Raw genomic sequence first — 19,258 nt, 5'->3', positions numbered from 1 at the left:
ACCGGGTTGTCTAGCGAGAGGAATTCGAACCGAGCACGCGGGCGATCGATGGCGACGCCCGCGGTGACTACTGCAACAGTTCGAGGAACAGCTCGCGAGCGCGGGTTTCAAATTCGACTTCGTTGGTTTCGAACCAGCCGCGAGCGGCTTGGCCTCTTTCCTCGAGCGAAGCGGTTTCGGTCGCCAAAATCTCGTTGATCACGCGTTGCAATTCGGCGGGGTCGACAAAAAAGTCTGTCCCCAGATGCCGCGGCTGCGAATGGTTCCAAGGGACCAGGAAGCCACGCGACTCATCGACAAGCTCGTTCATCGGCGGAGCGTCGGTGGTGACGACGACCGCGGCGCACGACATCGCTTCGACGATGTAATGTCCCCAGCCTTCGGATCGCGACGGGCACAGATGAATCCCGTGTTCGTTTTGCATCCGTTGCAGGACCGCATCGGTCAGATACTCCTTGAACAGCGCGACGTTTGCCGGAACCGTTTCGGGAGCGTGTCGCGGATGTTGGACGATCGTCAGCGTTGGCCACTGCGGATTCTGGCTCCACAGTTCCAGCAGCATTTGTGTGCCCTTGAGCGTGCTGCTGCCCGCCAAGTGGAAGAACTTGCCGTAATCGGGAGCGACCTCGGGCAGTCGCCGATCCAACGACGTGAAGCCGATGAAGCGGGCTTGTTTGGCGTGCCGGCTAAAAATCTCTTCGGCATGCCGCGACTTGCACAACACGATGTCGATGTCTCGCAGCCGATGCAGCAGACGTTTGGGGAACCGTTCTTGATTGGGCAGCAGAACGCTTTGCCCTTGATTCTTCACCCAGGCCCATGGGACCCGTTCGACCAGCACGTTCAGCGGCAGAGATCCCGGCGCGGGGGAGCAGCAGAGCGATTTGAAGCGGTCGGCGATCGAAGCGAGCGAGCGGACCGAGTAGTTTTCGACGAGCGTTCCCGGCGGCAGCGTGCTTTGCAACAGTTGAACGTCGCGATCGAGCCCGACACCGTTTTGGCGAGCGACGATGCGAACGGGCCGCTTTCCAGTCTCCATCGATCATCTCGCGCAGCCGTGTAAATCAAGTTTGAGCAAACGAAGCTGGTGCTGCGAACCAGAATTCCATTTGATAGCGAGCCACTTCCGCCGAGGTCGCCTACGCCCGACGCATGCTTCTTTGCTTGCGACGGGGAAGGTTCGCCAATGATATGGAACGCGAGGTATCTTTGCAATCGAAGCCCGACCGATGCACCGGGCGATTCAGTGTTTGTGTCTCGGCAAATCTGCCGGGACGTATTCGCGTCGCGTTCTTGGGGAGAACCGGATGCTATCGCGTGGCGGCTGATACTTGATTTGTTGACACTGATTCGCACTGCCCCGAGTGCTAGCAATGACCGCCGCAAACGCCGCGGAAAAATGACTCTACGGTCTATCGAGGCTCAAATTGTGGGCAAGCTGGTCTCGCTGAAATATCTAGAATTCCCAGCTTCTCAGGCGGCCGCGCGATGTGTCAGGATGTCGTTGAAAACTGGCAAGGTTTGTATTGCATTAAATTGCGATTTGTCCGACCATTCGTTTGGCTCGCTATAACTCCGAGAATCCATTCATGAGGAATGATCGTCCGGCGTGCGAGATCCGATACAGAATTACAGGCGATCGCTTTTCCCGCATCGCTAGTCCCGCCGGTTGTCCCGACCCGAGCGACTTTGATAGCAATGTCAGAGAGGTTCGAGTCGCGACAATCGATATTGCTCAGTCCTCTCGACCGGAATATTTCGATGGATCGAAATCAACTGCTGTCGCTTTATAAGTCGCTGTTCACGGCCCGCGAAGTTGATCGTGTTGAGCAGGAACTCACCCGCCGCGGCGAGGCCTTCTTTCACGTTTCGGGGGCCGGCCACGAAGCGCCGGCAGTCCTCGCGCGTCATCTGACCAAACACGATTGGTTGCATCTGCATTACCGCGACAAGGCGTTGATGATTGCTCGCGGTGTGACTGCGCGCAAATTCTTCGATGCGTCGCTGTGCAACGACACCTCGCACTCTCGCGGCCGCCAGATGTGCGCCCAGATGAGCGATGCCGACCTGCATATCCTCAGCCTCGGTGGCCCCGTTGGAAACGCCGCTCTGCAAGCGGTAGGCGTTGCTGCGGCGACCAAGGAAAACAAAAACAAACCGGTCACGATCTACTGCATCGGCGACGGATCGACTCAAGAAGGCGAGTTCTTGGAAGGCGTTGCCGAAGCGGTTCGCTTGCAAGTTCCGCTGATGATCGTCATCCAAGACAACCAATGGGCGATCTCGACCGAGACGCGCGGGCAAACCTTCTTCTCGCGCCCCGATGGCGATGCCGATTCCTTTTATGGTCTGCCGCTCCACCGCGTCGATGGCCGCGATATCATTGGCTCCGACGAAGCGATGGGCGACTTGGTTCAACAGGTTCGCGAATCGCGCGGCCCGGCTTTGGTGCTGTTGCAAACCGAACGGTTGAGCAACCACACAAACGCCGACGATCAATCGATCTATCGGCCGACCGAAGATATCGAAGCGGCTCAAAAAGAACGCGATCCGTTGGTCCGTTTCGAGCAACAGTTGCTCGAGCGTGGGATCAGCGAAGCCGAACTGGCAGCGATTCGCGAGACCGTCGTGGCCGAAGTGGCTGCCGATGAAAACGACGCGATCTACGCGGCTCAACCCTCCGCGACGCACGAAGCCAAGAAACCATTGCTGGTCGAATTGACCCATCCCTCGCGCGAACAACGCGGCGATCGGGAGGCCGACGGCCAATTGACGATGAAAGACGCGATGCGTTCGGTCCTGCGTGATCGCTTGGGCAACGACGACCGCGTCTTCCTTTACGGTCAGGACATCGAAGATCCTAAGGGTGACGTCTTTGGCGTCACGCGTGGACTCAGCACCGCGTTCCCCGGACGCGTCTGCAACGCTCCGCTATCGGAATCGACCATCCTGGGAAACGCCATCGGCCGCTCTCTCGTCGGACAACGACCGGTTGCCTTCATTCAGTTCGCCGACTTCCTGCCGCTGGCCTACAACCAATTGACCAGCGAACTGGGCAGCATGTACTGGCGGACCAACGGCACTTGGGAATCGCCAGTGATCGTGATGGTTCCATGCGGCGGATATCGCCCCGGCTTGGGCCCGTTCCACTCGCACTCGTTCGAATCGGTCTGTGCTCACATCCCCGGCGTCGACGTCTACATGCCCAGCACCGCCGGCGATGCGGCGGGAATGTTGAACGCTGCGTTTGAATCGGGACGTCCCAGCGTCTTCTTCTATCCGAAGGCGTTGCTGAACGATCCGAGCCAATCGACGAGCCCCGACACCGCGAAACAGTTCACGCCGATCGGAGTTGCACGCAAGGTGCGAGCCGGCCGCGACATCACCTTAGTCGGCTGGGGAAATACCGTCGGCCTGTGCGAAAAATCGGCGACCGCTTTGGAACAAGCTGGGATCGAAGCCGAAGTGATCGACCTGCGTTCGCTCTCCCCTTGGGACGAAGCGACCGTGCTGGCGTCGGCTGAAAAAACAGCTCGTATGATCGTCGTTCACGAAGACAATCACACCTGCGGAATCGGTGGCGAAGTCGTCGCGACGATCGCTGAAAAGACCCGCGTTCCCGTGGCGATGCGACGTGTGACGCGAGCGGACACTTTGATTCCGTGCAACTTCGCCAACCAGATCGAAGTCCTGCCATCGTACAAACGCGTTCTGTCGACAGCGGCTGAGCTGTTGAACATGGACATCGAATGGATTCCGCCGAAGGAACTGGAAGTCGGCATGGCGGAGATCGAAGCGATCGGTTCGGGCCCGTCGGACGAAAACGTTCTGCTGGTCGAACTGAATATCAAGCCCGGCCAACAGGTGTCTCGCGGAGACATCGTCGCATCGTTGGAAGCGACCAAAAGCGTCTTCGATCTGACAAGTCAAATCGACGGCACGATCGAAGAGATCTTTGTTGCTGAAGGGGATACGGTTCCCGTCGGCGATGTGATCGCCAGCGTCCGTTGTGCGACCGACAACAAGCGACCGAAACCGGTCACTACCGAAAACCCAGGCACTCCGGTCCTGCGTCGCCGCGTGACCGATCCAAACCGCTTGCTGGTTCCTCGCCAAACGATCGAGCGTCGGCCGTTCGATGTCGGAATCTCCAGCGTCGCAACGGTTCAAGGCAGCCGGTTGATCACCAACGAAGAACTTGTCGAAGGCAAGTCGATGTCGCCCGAAGACATCATGCGTCGCACCGGAATCCAATTCCGTCACTGGGTGCAAGGGAGCGAGACCGCTCAGAGCATGGCCAGTCAGGCGTGCTGGGAAGTCTTGGACAAGGAAGGTTTGATCGTCGACGACATCGATCTGGTGATCTGTGCGACGACTTCGCCAAGCGTTGTCACCCCGTCGATGGCATGCCAAGTCCTGCACCAACTGACCGGCGGTGCCAGCGAAGCGATGATCCAAGCCTACGACATCAGTGCCGCCTGCTCCGGTTATCTGTACGCTTTGCAAGCCGGTTACGACTTCTTGCAAAGCAAACCGCACGCTCGCGTGTTGGTTGTGACCGCAGAGGTTCTTTCGCCACTGTTGGACCTGGGCGACCTCGACACCGCAATCCTGTTTGGCGATGCCAGCAGTGCGACCGTGTTGTACGGCGAAGATCACTTCGGCCAATCGAAGGCGCGGCTGCACCGTCCCGAGCTGTCGGCTCGAGCCGACGATGGCAGCACCTTGTCTGTACCGTCGCAAAACAATGGCTTCATCAAAATGAAGGGCCGCAAAGTGTTTGCCGAAGCGGTTCGCGCGATGATCGGCAGCATGACGCGAGTCTGCGATCAACAGGGTTACGGCATCGACAACCTCGATCTGATCATCCCGCACCAAGCGAACCAACGGATCATCGATGCGATCCAGAGTCGCGTGTCGTCGTCGGTCTTCAGCAACATCCGCGAGCACGGCAACACGTCCTCGACCAGCATCCCGCTGTGCCTGGACGAAGTCCTGCCGAAGATGAAACCTGGCGAGCGATTCGGCATGTGTGCCTATGGTGGCGGTGTCACCTTCGGTGCCGGCATCCTGGAAAAGAACTAGGTTGCGACGCTCGTAACCGCGGGGCTGCCTAGTCGCAAAGCGACGGCATGCGGGAACCTGGAACGCAAGTTTCAGGCCTCCCGCTCGACCCGGCATTGCTCAGTCGCAAAGCGACGGCATGCAAAAGCCTGGGACGCGAGTCCCAGGACCAACCATCTAATCCAATGCCCTCCCCGAAAAACTTGCTAAACGCACGTTTTTCGACCCTCCCAGCTTCGTCGGGCGGGTGCAGGTTGGCGGCTGTGAATCGGCGGCTTGTAAACCTTGCCGCCGGCGATCAGTGGGCGCGTTGGCCGGGGAGAGCTCCTTCGTCGACGCCGAGCACAAAGACTTCGGCGCCGCCGGGACCTGCGGCGGTGACCATGCCTTCGCTGAGTCCAAACCGCATCTTGCGCGGCTTCAAGTTGGCGACCATCACGACCAATCGGCCAACCAGTTGCTCGGGCGTGTAAGCCGCTTTGATGCCAGCGAAGACGCTGCGGGTCTCATCGCCACCAAGGCTTAGAGTCAGGTGCAGCAGCTTGTTTGCTTCAGGCACCTGTTCGGCTTTGATCACGCGGGCGACCCGCAGATCGACTTTGGCGAAGTCGTCGATGGTGATCTCGTCGGCCAGCGGTTCGTCCTTCAATGGTTGATCGCTGTCGTTCCATTGGTTCGCGGCGGGGGCTTCGGATTCGGTTGCGGCGGATTCGTCTTTGCTCTCGTCGATCATTTTTTGCAGGTCCTTAACTTCGATACGTTTTAACATGTGTTTGAACTTCGCCACCGGAGTTCCCAGCAGCGGCGATTGGCTCTGCTGCCAACCGGTGATCGGATCGCCCAACAGTTCGCCACACTTCTCGGCCAGCGATGGCAAGACGGGCGCCAGGTAGACGCACAGCTGGCGGAACAGGTTCAGCCCGACGGTGCAGACGTCGCGCAGTTCGGCTTCGCGGGCGGGATCCTTTTTCATTTCCCACGGCTTGGCGTGTTCGACATACGGGTTGGCGCGATCGGCCAGTTCCAAGATCAATCGCATCGCTTTGCTGTAGTCGCAAGCTTCGTACGCCGCGGCGATCTCGTCCCCCGCGTCGGCCGACTGTTGGAACAGACCGCCGTCGTCGGGATAAGCTTCCGATAGGCCCAACTGATGCGCGAACTTGGCGACTCGCGACGCAAGGTTGACGACTTTGCCGACCAGATCCGAATTCACCTTCTCGGCAAACTCGTCCAACCCCAGGTCGAGGTCTTCGACGCGCGAGGTCAGCTTCGATGCGTAGAAGTAACGCAGGTAGGTCGGATCAAAATGTTCCAGGTACTTTTCGGCCGAGACCAACGTCCCGACACTCTTGCTCATCTTATGGCCGTCGACCGTCAAGAAGCCGTGGATATGAACCTTCGTCGGCAGCGTGAAGCCAGCCGTCTTGAGCATCCCCGGCCAGAAGAGCGTATGGAAATAGGTGATGTCTTTACCGATGAAGTGGTGGATCTCGGTGTTCGGGTTCTGCCACCAATCCTCCAGCTTTTCGCCGTTGGCGTTGCACCATTGCTGGGTGCTGGCGACGTAGCCGATCGGCGCGTCGAACCAGACGTACCAGTAGTTGCCGGGGCTGTCGGGGATCTCGAATCCGAAATAGGGAGCCGGGCGGGAGATGTCCCAGTCGCGAAGGGCATCGCTGAGGAAGTGGCCTAACAAGTAGTTCGCCGTCTCGCTCTGCAACGCTCCCGATTCCTTGACCCACTCGGACAGGAAGCTGTGCAGTTGTTCCAGTTCGACAAACAGGTGCGTCGCTTCGCGCAGCTCCGGTGCCGCACCGCTGAGCGTGCTGACGGGATCGATCAGGTCGGCGGGGCTGTAGGTGTGACCGCAGGCCGAGCAATTATCGCCCGGCTGGTTGGGGGCATTGCACTTTGGGCAGGTGCCGCGAACAAAGCGATCGGCCAAAAACGTCTGCTCTTGCGGATCGAACAACTGTTGAACTGGACGCTCGACGATCAGATTGGCGTCTCGCATCGCTTGCCAGAACCGACCGCACAGCTGACGATTTTCATCGCTATGGGTGCTGCCGTAATGATCGAACTGGACATCGAAGCCGGCGAAGTCGCGTTGGTGCGATTCCTGCATCGCCGCGATCAACTCCTCTTCGCTGCGGCCTTCGCGACGGGCTCGCATCATGATCGCGGTGCCGTGTGTATCGTCGGCACAGACGTAGATGCAGCGGTTGCCGCGGAGCTTCTGGAAACGAGTCCAGATGTCGGTTTGGATGTATTCGACCAAATGCCCGATGTGAATCGGCCCGTTGGCGTACGGCAAGGCGGCGGTGACCAGGATCTGTCGCGTCATTTTAAGTTCAAGTGCAGTTTGCTGGCGAAATGGATGGCGAACAACCATAGAGGCCAGCATTGTAAAGAAAAGCTGCACGACGCGAAGGGCCTGGGGTGAGGTCGCGTGATTTGCGGGGCGATTCCGCTGCAAATCACGCGGTTCCTCGAATTCTTCCCGGCTGTGGACCTACAGTTCAGCCTGCTTCTTCATCGCAGCGACCTCGGTTTCCAGCTTGTCCAGCCGGTTCAGGATCCGATCGAGTTTCTCGTGCATCGTCTTTTGCTCGGCTGCCATCGCTTTGGCGGCGGCGGGCAATCGGACCTGCTGTTGAGCTCGGTTTCGCAGCGTCTGAACCTGTTTTTCGATCCGCTGTTTCGCTTTCATCAGTTCGACAGCGACGTCGGCCGGGATTTCGACTCCCGATTCGATGATCGCTTGTTCGATCGATTTCGCCAGTTCCTGACCGGCGGGGGCAAGTTCCTCGAAGTCGAAGTTGAACTCCTTGCCGTCGGGACCGATCACTTGGATCTCTCCTTCGACTCCGGCATCCGAAGTGATGCTCTTGCCGATCAGCGTGCTGATCGTGACCGGCAGCGCGTCGAGTTCCTTCAGAATCCCATCGTCACCCAGTTGCATGATCTTGCTGAGATTCAAAACGCGGCGACGCTTGATGCCACGACGCGGCGAATCGCCGTCGACCTCTTCCCCCTCCGCCACTTCGGCGCCGGGCAGGTCGCTGACATCGACTTGGCCGCCGGGGCCGACGTGGATCACTTTACCGAAGCTGCGAACGACGATCGTCGTCTCGCCATCCTTCGATTGGACCTTCACATGGGTGCCTGGCTTGCGAGTCTCAGCGTCGGCCGGTTTGGCCGCCGCATCTGCCTCCGCTTCCGCTGGGGCGTCGGCGTCGGGGGCGGCTTTGTCGTCGCTTGCGGCGGGAGCCGGAGGGACAGGAATCGCTGGAGCCGCACCGTCGTCGGCGTTTGCTGTGGGAAGCGATGCCGTAAACAGCAACGCGGCGATCGTCAAAGAGTACATCGATTTCATTTCAATTCTCCCAAGGAAGTTGGATAGCAAATTCATTTTGGCAAAGCGTGGTCGCGGTCGGTGCGCAGCGTCCAACCGGGAGACCACGCCGCAAGTGGTGGATCGTTCGAGTTCAGATCGCTGCACCGCAGCTAGGGTTTGACGTAACGCAGGTTCGCGTTGTGTGTCGGTACGGCGTATTGCTCACCGTCGTCGGTGCTGAAGACATAGATCAGCGGCTTCTCTTCGACTTCCCAGCCATCGCTGCGGAGCTTCGATTTGGCTTGGTCGCTGAAGATCGGCTCGCGTTGGGCGCCGCGGAACAGTTCAGCCAACAGGCTTCCCAATTGGCGAGCGGCTTGGTTTTCGGGAGTCTCCGAAAGATCGGCCTCCGACTCCGGAGGCAGCTCCACAAACCGAGGATCATGTTTGGGGCTGGCCGCTGGATCGGCGGGACTCTCGTCCTGCTGTAGCGCGATCTGCGAGTTGTCGCCGGTCTGCGGTGGAAGCTGCATCGGCGGTGCGATCACCTCGGTCGCTGTCGGTTGCGATTCGGCAAACTCACGGTTCACCGCATCGTCGCGGCCGATCGTCCCCAACAAATAGCCGCCGACGGCGACCGCAGCGATCGTTGCGGCGAGAGCGAACGCGAGACCGCGGGACCTCGTTGCCGGGGGCGTCGGTGCGGATGCAGTCACCGGCGTCGGTTGGCTTTCGGGAAACGAAAACTGAGCCAACGCGTCGCTGATCCGGCGGTGTTCGACCAGCGCCAACGCGGCAGCTCGGTAGCGAGTCGGTTCGATTTCGCAGCGTGCCAGGAAATCGTTCTCCTCCGCAACACTCATCTCGCCGGCGGCAAAACGTTCCAAAGTTTGTTCGTGTTCGGGATTCATGACAGATCCTCTTGGTCGATTCCACGCTGGGTCAACATTTGCCGCAGGCGTTTTTTCGCCTGGGCGACTCGGTACTGCACGACATGTTCGGCGACGCCCAGTCGCTGAGCCAATTGCGGGTAGGTCAGCTTCTCGACGAACTTCGCCAGCAGCACGCCGCGGACCTCGGGCTCCATCTCGTGCAACACCTGGCGGACCAGATCGCGTCGTTCCTGGTCCATCAACCAGAAGATCGGATCGTTTGCGGCGGGGCTGTCGGGCGACTGATGGGCGTAATCTTTGTTCAATCGATCGCGACGCATCGCCGTGCGGTTGGCCAATGCGGACTGCCGGATGGCGATCTTGCACAACCAAGGAGCGAGCGAACTGTCGTCGCGCGGCCGATGATCACTCTTCGCGATCGCCAGCAGAACCTCCGAATAAACATCTTCGACGGCACTCGCTAGCGTGGTCCGCGACTGGATCACCCGCAGCAGCCAAGGGCGATGCCGGTCCAGCAGTTCGTGGATCTCGTCGGCGATCATGCTCACGCGGTCTACCAGCAACAAAGGTGTGAAATCGGTCGGTTCACAGCGATTATTGCCGTCGCCGACAAACCGCAGACAAGAAATTGAAAAAAAGTTTCCCTTGCCTTTTCGCTTTCCGCGTGGCGACAGGTCGATTAGAGGACTCAAACAAAGCCAGTGAGCCCGACTTAGGTGCTCCGATCGCAAGTCGCTCGAAACGTCGTTCCTCCATTGACGTGTCGTCTGTGCGAGGAAGTTCAGCCCGGACGAAATTGCCGTGTACCCTACGCGTCACGTGGGGCTTGCGGCCGAACTTGCACCGTTCCTTGGTGTTGCGTGAAGGCCATTGGAAATGTCGAATTGCATGCTCCAGAGGCCGAAGATCAAAAACAGGTTGTCGGTCACTCCGCACTGCCGAGGTCGCGTTCGTCGAAGATTTGCGAACTGTGGAAAACGGCGAGGATATCGACCCGCCGCTCTGAAACGCGATAGATGATGCGGTAATTCCCTTGGAGCACTTCACGCAAGTCTTCGCGTCCAATTTCCGGTACAACCTCACCGGAGCACGGGAATTGTTTCAGACGACCAACGGAATTTCGGAGTTTACGAACATAGGTCATCGCGGTTGCCGGAGCGTCACGCGCGATATGATCGCGCACCGAACGGAGATCTTCGCGCGATTGTCGCGTCCAGAAGATCTAATTGTTGGGCATCTTCCGCCTCTAGTTCATCCATGAAAGCGTCGTGCTCCATCACATCACCAGTATCGGCCTGGACAATTCCAAGTTCGATTTTGCGCAGAAGGTAAAGTCGATCGATGACATCGTCGATCGAGACGTCATCGTCAAGATTTTGAATGAGCGATATCGCCTTTTCTTTTGAAGACATTGAGTGTCCTTTGGTCTGCGTGAACGAAATGAGTGACTCTGCGTACGCTAAATTGCACCAATTCGAACGCCCGTTTCAAAAGAGCGAAGGTGAGTCGAAGGGGTTTGCGTAAACAACATCTTGGGAGTCTCTTGAATTACGGAAAACGCCCCAGCTTAAAAGACGTGCAAACCAACGGCCCAAGCAGCGGGAGATTTGAATCTACGAAAAACCCGAATCGAAAGCGACGGTTTCGTGTCTTTCGTAGCTGACTTCAGAAGTCCGCGCCAGCTGTGCACCGAAAGCCCAACGGGCTGTGCACGACACCCCATCACATCTGCAGGTGGTCTGTTTTCTATCTACCCCAAATTGTCGAGGGTGAAAGAGGCTCGGGCAAGTGTTTAGGGTTCAAAAATGGTCGCGCGATCGCTTTCGCTTCGCTGCAGTTTATCAGCCACAGTGTGTTCAACTTGCTCTGCCGATAGGACAGCAAGCCTAACCGCGGCGGATCTCCGATCCCTTGAATGAGATCTTCGTGCGGATGATCGTCTTCAAGCGGTTGTGGATCTGCCCGGTCTCCAGATCGATTCGCTCGGGCGTCGCTTGGATATGTTTATCGACGACGGCGTGGTAGCCGCGTTCGGAGAAGATATCGATCAACATCCAGAGCGCCAGCGGATCGGTGAACAGTTCGTCTTCGGAGTTCACAATCGCTTGGCCCGAGAGGGCGTGGCGTTCGATGATCGGCATAAATTTCCGATCGATCGTGTCGACGGTGCGAATGAACAGCTCGCGGTGTTCCAGTTCGTAAGAATCGAGCCGGCGGACGAGTTCCTGCCGCGCGTGGACGGTGATCTCGCTCGCTAGCGGCAAGCCACGCAGCCGATCGTAGGTGCTGGGATCGAGTTCCAACGAGCTTTGGTACGCCAATTCGCCGATGATGTTCGCTTCGACTTCCGCGATCGGTCCCTCGGCGTTGATGAAGTGGTAGTGATAGATCTCTTTGAGTGACTGCAGCGCGTCCCACGTCATCTCTTTAAAGACGCGGTAACGACGCTTCGCCTTTTCCGGACTCAGATCGGTCGATCGCAATTCGATCGGGCGGCCGATCCCAGTCTCGGCGACTTCCTGATTGTGCGCTTCGATCTCGCGGCCGCGTTGCAGTTGGCGGCTGATGCTTGTCGCTTCGCTGATGAACAACAGCATCGCGTGGATCGTGGGGCGACGGAAGTTGACGGCTAGTTCGGTCCCTTGGAACTCGGCGTGCAGTTGCGTGATCTTATCGACCAACAGCTTCAAGCATTCGACTTGAACACGCGTCCGCGGAAAGCCATCCAAGACCGCTCCATCCCGAAAGATCGGTTCCAACAGCTTCCGCAGCAAGATCCCGATCACTTCGCCATCGCCGACGATTCCCCCCTGATCTTTGATTCGTTGTGCTTCGGGAGTGACCAACAGATCGCTGACGACGATCGGCGGGCAGGTCAGGCCGCGAGCCGCCATGATGAACTGCGTTTGCGTTCCCTTGCCCGCACCCGGCGCACCGCCCAGCAGGATCAGCTCTTTCGGGAACCGCAGGTTCTCGTGGCCGACCTCCTGTTCCAATTCTTTCCACACCGACTTGAAGATGACTTGAGCATCTTTGATCTCCAAGTCGATCGGCTCGTTGACGGGGTGGGCGGATTCGTTATTGGACTGCATAGGTGTTGATCGCTGATCTGAATTGCACGAGGTGGGTTCGGCCCAGTGTCAGCGACCAACGCCATCATGCTCTGGTCTGCTGCTTCAGGGCCATGATCTGCTGGCGCTCGGGCATCGCTTTATAAAACGGATCGAGAGGGAAGCAACCCGAGATCATACCATTTCGCGGCCCGGTTGTGCATTCGCTGAACGTGCGACAAATTTTCTTCCGCGGCATCGTCCGCCCGGCGATCACGTCGGCCGGAAGTTCGGGATACGAAAGGACCATCCGTCCCAGTCCGATGAAGTCGGCCAGGCCTTGCTGGACGACCGCCTGCCCAACATTCGGCAGCCAATCTTGCAGGTAGGTGTAACCCGATCCGACAAACAGCAGATTCGGATGCGCTCGCTTCAGCATCGCCGTCGCGTTGATCTGACGAGCCACGCCGACCAAGGGATCCTCCGGCGGAGCGTAGCCGTCGGAGGGAGGGAAGATCGCCGGCCGCTGGATGTGCGGACAATAGTAAGGACTGCCAACGGTTGAGCAGACGAGTTGGATCCCCAGTTCTTCCAACAGCTGCATCAATCGCGATGGTTCGGTCAAATCGTATCCGACGCCGGTCCCATCGCCACCGAAGGCGCTCCGGTATTCGCCGGTGCGACTCGGCCTGCCCAGCCCCTCGGGGCCCGGTTCAAACGGGATGAAGTCGAAGATGCTGATCCGCGTGCCGATCTGCAGCCCAGCCGCTTCGCTGCGGATTCCGTCGACGATAGAACGCAGGAATCGAGTCCGATTCTCGAAGCTGCCACCATATTTCCCAGGCCGATCGTAGCCCGAGAGGAGTTCGTGCCCCAAGTAGCCGTGGCAGTGTTTGACATCGACAAACGCGTATCCGGCCTGCTGAGCGAGCTTGCTGGCGGCGACGAAATCGTCGACTAAGCGATCGAGTTCGTCGTCGCTCAAGATCGCCGCATCGCTGTCGACGCCAAACTTTGCATCCAACACCTGATGGCGATAGGCGACGCGCGGTTCGAGTCGCTTCTTGTCGTTAGGACGAGCGAAGCGGCCGGAGTGGGTCAGCTGCAAACCGACTAACAAGTCGTCAACTTGGCCAAAATGCTCCCGATGCGTGTCGACAAGCAGCGTCCGCAAGGCTTCGATCTCGGCGAGATTGTCCGCATTGATCACCAGTTGATTCGGATTGGCGCGGCCGTCGTGACGGACCGCCACCGCTTCGCCACCCCAGATCAACTTCGCTCCGCTGAGTCCAAAGTGCTTCCAACGACGACGCGTCAGATCGGTCGGCCGCCCGTCGGTCGTGCCGTCCCAACCTTCCATCGGCAGGATCGCAAATCGGTTCCCAATCGTGCCGCCGTTCCAATCGCACGACTGGGCCAACGGCGCCGCGTCGCCACTTTGCATCGCGGCATCCAAGGGGATCTGGATCTCCAGTTCATCGAGCCGCGATTGGAAAGCGTCGAGGGTTTTTAGGCTGTTGATTTTTGGATAGTTCATACGTTGCCTCCCTTGCCCAGCGAGATGCCTAGCTGCCGCGCGACGTCTTCCAGGATTGGCAGGTCGCTGTCGGGACGCTGCGGGCTGCCGGGATAGGTTTTGTTGGTCGAGATCCAACCGCGGAGATGCAAGAACATCGCGGCGGAGTGTTTGTAGCCCGGGACCGGCTGGCGGAAGGTCAAGAAGCCCAGATACTGCAGAGCGTCGTTGAGTTCATAAAACGCCGGATCGCCCGCGGCCCAATAGGCATCGCGTCGAGCGAACAGATCCGGAGCGAAGGTGCTGAGTCCCAGCAGATAATCGCTGCCGTACATCACCATGTCGATCGCCAGATCGTTGCCGGTGAAGACTTTGAATTCGGGACGCAGTTGGTCGCGAAGGGCCAAGCGTTCCCATTCCGCCGCGCGGCTGAGCGACGAATGTTTTGCACCGATACACTGCGGCAACAGCATCAATTGGCGATAGACGTCGGTCGAATAGATCTTGCCAAACGGCAGGAAACATTGCCCCAGTTCGAACCCGATAAACTGGTCGCACGCTTGGCCGATCTTCTCGTAACTGGCAACGATCTCGGCGTCCCCTTGATCGGTCAGGCCGTAGGACTGGAAGATCACCGGCGTCGCTCCACGCGCGGTGATCTCGTCGATCCGAGACTTGTAGGCATCGAGAGCCAACGTGCTGCCGGGCGTGTCGCCAACAAAAGCTCCCGCGACAAACGGTCCCGATCCCAGAATCTCTCGCGTCACGTCCAGGACCTGCAACCGAGTCGCTTCGTCGATCAAGTTGACATAGCCGGTGTCCATGTTCACGGCGGGAGTCAGCCCCGCGTCGGCGGTCCGCAATACATGCTGACGAAAGGCGTCCCAATCGACTTCGTTGTTCTCGAGCAACGGCAACAGAATCGCCGAGATCCCAGTGATCTTGCGTCGCGGACGCAGCAGTGTGGTTGGATCCATGGATTTATCTTCTTTGTGTTATGAAGGTCGCCCAGGATAGCGCATCGCTTCAGGGCAGATAAGTTGAGGGTTTGTCCCCTTTTGCTCCGCAAAAGTGCGTGGTACATCCGCACTTTCGCGGAGCGAAAGGCGACCATCTCGTCGAACGACGTCGGTAGGGCGAAGTATAACGCCGCAAGCGGATGCGGGCATTGCAATCCGGGCGAACCGAATTCGCAATTCGGGCAACTGCCAAGCTAGAAGGTTTGTCCGCGGCGAGCGATCAATTGCCGATCGAGACCAATTGATTCAGGTTGCCCGAACGCAGGCCTTCGATATCGACGGTGATGAACTGGAAGCCGAGCGAGCGGAAGTGTCGGCTCATCCGCTGGCGAAACTCCGGCTGCACCAAATCAGCGATCCGCGCGGCGGGGACTTCGATCCGCGCCAGCTGTCCCGGATGCAATCGGACGCGAAGTTCGGCAAAGCCTTCGTCGCGGAGCCAGTTTTCCGCGCGATCGATCCGTTGCAGCTTGTCGACGGTGACCGGTTCGCCATACGCGATCCGGCTGGCCAAACAGGGCCCTGCGGGGAGATCCCAAACCGACAATTCCCAGTGCTTTGCCAGCTGGCGGACCATCGTTTTGGTGATCCCAAGATCGGCCAACGGCGTCTGCACCGCTGCGTCGCGACCAGCTTGGATCCCCGGTCGGTGATCGCCTAGATCGTCGGCGTTGGTTCCGCTGCAGATCACGCTGTCGCGGTGCTCGTCGGCGATCGTCGCCAGCGTTTGATAGAGCGTCTGTTTGCAATAGAAGCAGCGTTGGCCATCGTTGCGTTGGTAATCGGGACGTTCGGTTTCGTGAGTTGAGATCGTTTGTAGATCGATCCCAATTTCCGCAGCCACCTGCGCCGCCAATTCGCTCTGCCGCTCCGGCACGCTGGGGCTGATCGCCATCACGGCCAACGCCTTGTAGCCCAATGCTCGCTGCGCAGCGGCGGCGACCACCGCGCTGTCGACTCCGCCTGAAAAAGCGACGACGACGCGAGGATGCCGCTGCAGTTCATCGATCAAACGTTGGGCGATCGCTTCAGTTTGCATCATCACTTAAGTCCATGGTGGAGGGACTGTCCAAGTGCCAGGTCGCGCGAACGAAATAGCCGGCGTCGAGCGAGCGACCCGAGCTGTCGGGGATCTTGCAACGCCCCTCCTCGATCTCGAGTCCCGCCGGTTGGTTCTGTCGCAACCAGTCGCTGATATCCGAATCGCAGATCGTATCGGAATGGCCGGTGATCAACATCGCCGCGCGAGGCGTCAGCAGCGACAGACAATCTTCCAACAGCGGCCAGAGGTCGCGTTGGATCCGCCACGAATCCCCTTTGGTTCCGTGACCGTAGGCCGGCGGATCCAGCACGATCACGCTGTGCTTTCGGCCGCGGCGAATCTCGCGAGCGGCAAACCGGCGGGCGTCTTCGACGATGTAGCGAATCGCCGCGTCGCCCAGTTCGCTGCGGCGGGCGTTATCGCCGGTCCGCGCGACGCTCGGCTTGGACGCATCGATATGGGCGACGCGGAATCCGACGCGAGCAAGAGCCAGCGTGCTGCCGCCGGTATACCCAAACAGATTCATCGCGTCGCGACAGTCCACTGGCAACCGATCGGCCAAACTCGCCAGCCACTGCCAATTCGCAGCCTGTTCGGGGAAAAAACCGATGTGCCCAAACGGCTTCGGTTCCGCAGCCAATCGGAATCCGCCCGCGTCGAGTTCCAGCGACTCGGGCCACTCGTTGAAGATCGTCCAGGACGAACCATCGTAGACGGCATCGGCTTGTTGCCAGGCATCGGCCTGCGCAGGAGCATCCCATTCCGCCGCGGGACTGGGGCGGTCGAGCTTGTAGCCGTCGATCGATTCGAGTTTGCGACCGTCGCCAAAGTCGATCAGTTGGTAATTCTGCAGCAGGGATTCAGCGGACATAAATAAAAGGGGATCGGATTGTGTGAACAGGAGTGGTGGTTGGAAGATCAGATATAAAATTGGTGAACCATTGCGTCGCGGAACTCGTCAAGAGTTTCGGAAGGAAGACTCGCCGTGGATCGAAAGTCTTGACGACTTCCGCTACGGCCGAGAACCGGCATCCTCTATAACGAAAAACGCTTTGCGGCGTTGCTCGATGGGGGAGAGCCTGCTGGCAAGATTTGCCCAGTTCGCCCAACGCCCCACACCGCGAAATCACTTGATTGTGACCCGCAAATCTTTCTTCTATAATCAAGCGAATGGAGTGGGAACGATTCCGCATCGCCCATTGTATCCGATCACCTATCGATTCAGGAGCGCCCCTGTGAAGACGGACACCATTCTCGAAGCACCGCAGACCAGCGAAACGTTGCCTCAACCGCAAACCTTGGAACAGATCATCGACCGAGTCGCCGTCGATGCCCAAGATCAACCGCAGCGATATCTGGACGAGGTTGTCGTTCCCGACGGCGGCGAATAAATCGATCGGCGAATCTTTTAAAGGGTGGGGCGGCGATCGATCACCGCCCGACCGAATCAGCCCGTCGGGGCGTGCTGTTTGAATTTGCGCACCCCGGCAGGCGAAGCTCTTGAAAACCAACGCTCCAATCTTTCAACGCTTACTGGGGCTGGAGACCGAATACGCGATCCGCTTTCGGCCGCACCAAGACGGGCCGCCCGTCAAACAGATCGAACTCTATCGCTCGCTGTTGGAGAAGTTCCGGGAACGATTGCCGACCGCGACCGGCAGCGTCTTGGAAGAGAAGCACTTTACAGCCAACGGCGGCACGATCGGTTTCGAACGCGTTCTACATGCGGGCGGTTTTGGTCTGATCGAAGCGGCGACGCCCGAATGCCAAAGCCCACGCGATGCCTTGATATGGCAGCGTGCTCAAGATCGTTTGCTGAGCGAATCGGCGGCCAGTTGTCGCGACGACGGCGAGATGGTCTTGATCAAGAACAGCCGCGACAGCCAAGGGAACGCCTACGGCACTCACGAGAACTACGAGATTCAAGTCACCGGCTGGCTGGGGCTCGCGTGTTGGCGTGGCATCTTGTTGTTAGCGGCGACGATCTGTCTACTGTTTTGGGTAATAATGGTCCCGTTGGTGATCGTCGCGATCCCCGCGTACCTGTTGATTGCTGTGGCGGTCTATCCGTTTGCTGTGATGCGAACCGACAGCGGGCAGCGTGCGGAATTGTTCCGTAAGTTCTTCGGTGATGGATTCGACACATCCGAAGATGCCACGCCGATCCCACGCTCGGTCGAACGAGCGCTCAACCGCGTGGCGATGATCGCGCTGAGCCCAATGCTGTTGACGATCATCGTCGCTGCTAGGTTCTGTCTGTATCGTCGACATGTCCGAATGTTGACGCCGTTTTTGGTCAGCCGATCGATCCTCTCGGGAAGCGGTTGGGTTTCCGATAGCGGTGATTTCCTGTTGGCTCAGAAAGCCCCCGTGCTGCGATTTATCTTTGGACCGCTGGGAAACCACGCTTATCCTTTGTTCAGCGTCGCCCATCTGATGGATGCTTGCCTGATCGGATGGTTTAATCCGATGGACCTCTTCAGCAACCTGGGTTCACGCCAACGGATGCAAGTCTGTTTGGGAGACTGCAACATGGCGGAGGAGGCGGAATATCTGCGGCTCGCCACGACCACATTGATGATCGATGCGATCGAAGCGGGCGCGATCCAAAATCCACCGCGCGTTCGGCGACCGCTGCGCGCATTGCAAGCTGTGGTTCGGGACGAACCGATCGAGCGTGCGATCGCCGTCCACAACGGCCGACCGATGACAGCACTCGACGTCCAGCGATGGTACCAAGCCGCTTGCCGCCGATTTGTGGAGTCGAACAAAAATCGGCCCGACGAAGCGTATGAAGTGCTGCAGCGGTGGAGCGATGTGCTGGATGGATTAGCCGGTGATCGCACGATCCTTGTCGGCCGCATCGACTGGGTGACCAAGAGGATGTTGTTGAAACAAGCGGGCCCGAACCTGCCGTTGCCGGCCAACCGCAAGCTCGACATCAAGTACCACGAACTCTCATCCGACGGGTACTACTTGCTGCTGGAATCGGCGGGTGAGACCGAGCAGATTGTCAGCGAGCAGGAGATCCTGCGGGCGATGCGACAGCCGCCTCCCACACCACGCGCGATGCGGCGTGGCAGTTTTATCCGCGAATTCTCCGGCACCGACACTCCCGTGCATGCCTCGTGGAACAGCATCCGTCTGGGCAAAGCCTTCGGCAACCGCCGCGTCCGACTGTAGATCTCGGCCGCGTGACGCAAAATTCCCCTCTCGCTATCGCAACGAATCCGAACACTTCTTGCAACGCATGCCGACCGAGCGCACGTGCCAACACGCATCGCTAAACCATGCCTCCGCAAGGAATTACCGCCGGGCTGCCGAGTTAGTCCTTGCG

At 58.9% G+C, this 19,258-nt stretch carries 15 protein-coding genes; 3 read left to right on the top strand and 12 right to left on the bottom strand.

From position 1 onward, the window contains the following. Positions 1-67: 67 nt before the first annotated feature. On the bottom strand, positions 68-1,039 hold the full coding sequence (locus tag EC9_RS07950) for a glycosyltransferase (RefSeq protein WP_145343870.1): 972 nt from the start codon (positions 1,037-1,039) through the stop codon (positions 68-70). A 722-nt stretch (positions 1,040-1,761) separates the two neighbouring features. On the opposite strand from EC9_RS07950, the gene EC9_RS07945 reads away from it, so the two are divergent. Beyond that, positions 1,762-5,085, top strand: coding sequence for a beta-ketoacyl-ACP synthase 3 (locus EC9_RS07945; protein ID WP_145343868.1), 3,324 nt, complete (start codon positions 1,762-1,764; stop codon positions 5,083-5,085). 277 nt (positions 5,086-5,362) lie between these two features. Here the strand turns inward: EC9_RS07945 and metG are convergent, their stop codons facing one another. From metG to EC9_RS07890, 11 genes are all read right to left on the bottom strand, one after another. Next, positions 5,363-7,408: a methionine--tRNA ligase gene (gene metG / locus EC9_RS07940; protein WP_145343866.1), complete on the bottom strand. Its 2,046-nt coding sequence runs from the start codon at positions 7,406-7,408 to the stop codon at positions 5,363-5,365. Positions 7,409-7,576: 168 nt separating this feature from the next. Beyond that, positions 7,577-8,440, bottom strand: coding sequence for a hypothetical protein (locus EC9_RS07935; RefSeq protein WP_145343863.1), 864 nt, complete (start codon positions 8,438-8,440; stop codon positions 7,577-7,579). Positions 8,441-8,571: 131 nt separating this feature from the next. Beyond that, on the bottom strand, positions 8,572-9,312 hold the full coding sequence (locus EC9_RS07930; RefSeq protein ID WP_145343861.1) for a hypothetical protein: 741 nt from the start codon (positions 9,310-9,312) through the stop codon (positions 8,572-8,574). After that, complete coding sequence (locus EC9_RS07925) at positions 9,309-9,860, bottom strand: RNA polymerase sigma factor (protein WP_145343859.1); 552 nt, start codon at positions 9,858-9,860, stop codon at positions 9,309-9,311. The genes EC9_RS07930 and EC9_RS07925 overlap by 4 nt, the downstream gene beginning before the upstream one ends. A gap of 359 nt (positions 9,861-10,219) precedes the next feature. After that, a complete protein-coding gene (locus EC9_RS07920; protein ID WP_246106014.1) occupies positions 10,220-10,477 on the bottom strand; it encodes a type II toxin-antitoxin system RelE/ParE family toxin in 258 nt (85 codons plus the stop codon). Then, positions 10,455-10,706: a hypothetical protein gene (locus tag EC9_RS07915; protein WP_145343854.1), complete on the bottom strand. Its 252-nt coding sequence runs from the start codon at positions 10,704-10,706 to the stop codon at positions 10,455-10,457. Before EC9_RS07915 ends, EC9_RS07920 begins: the two co-directional genes overlap by 23 nt. A 474-nt stretch (positions 10,707-11,180) precedes the next feature. Continuing rightward, entirely contained in the window at positions 11,181-12,386 is a 1,206-nt protein-coding gene (locus EC9_RS07910; RefSeq protein WP_145343852.1) for a nucleoside monophosphate kinase, read from the bottom strand. A 64-nt stretch (positions 12,387-12,450) separates the two neighbouring features. Further along, entirely contained in the window at positions 12,451-13,881 is a 1,431-nt protein-coding gene (locus EC9_RS07905; RefSeq protein WP_145343850.1) for an oxidoreductase, read from the bottom strand. Further along, complete coding sequence (locus EC9_RS07900) at positions 13,878-14,837, bottom strand: dihydrodipicolinate synthase family protein (RefSeq protein WP_145343848.1); 960 nt, start codon at positions 14,835-14,837, stop codon at positions 13,878-13,880. The genes EC9_RS07905 and EC9_RS07900 overlap by 4 nt, the downstream gene beginning before the upstream one ends. A 262-nt stretch (positions 14,838-15,099) precedes the next feature. After that, on the bottom strand, positions 15,100-15,921 hold the full coding sequence (gene larE, locus EC9_RS07895) for an ATP-dependent sacrificial sulfur transferase LarE (RefSeq protein WP_246106013.1): 822 nt from the start codon (positions 15,919-15,921) through the stop codon (positions 15,100-15,102). Continuing rightward, positions 15,908-16,792: a class I SAM-dependent methyltransferase gene (locus EC9_RS07890; RefSeq protein WP_145343846.1), complete on the bottom strand. Its 885-nt coding sequence runs from the start codon at positions 16,790-16,792 to the stop codon at positions 15,908-15,910. Before EC9_RS07890 ends, larE begins: the two co-directional genes overlap by 14 nt. 364 nt (positions 16,793-17,156) lie before the next feature. On the opposite strand from EC9_RS07890, the gene EC9_RS26430 reads away from it, so the two are divergent. Next, the gene (locus tag EC9_RS26430) at positions 17,157-17,312 is read left to right on the top strand and encodes a hypothetical protein (RefSeq protein ID WP_197451695.1); all 156 of its coding nucleotides are present in this window, start codon (positions 17,157-17,159) and stop codon (positions 17,310-17,312) included. Positions 17,313-17,421: 109 nt separating this feature from the next. Next, positions 17,422-19,104: a proteasome accessory factor PafA2 family protein gene (locus tag EC9_RS07885; protein WP_218934669.1), complete on the top strand. Its 1,683-nt coding sequence runs from the start codon at positions 17,422-17,424 to the stop codon at positions 19,102-19,104. Positions 19,105-19,258: the final 154 nt, after the last annotated feature.

The sequence above is a fragment of the Rosistilla ulvae genome (genome assembly GCF_007741475.1).
Classification (GTDB): domain Bacteria; phylum Planctomycetota; class Planctomycetia; order Pirellulales; family Pirellulaceae; genus Rosistilla; species Rosistilla ulvae.
This window is presented reverse-complemented; position numbering and strand designations above follow the sequence as displayed.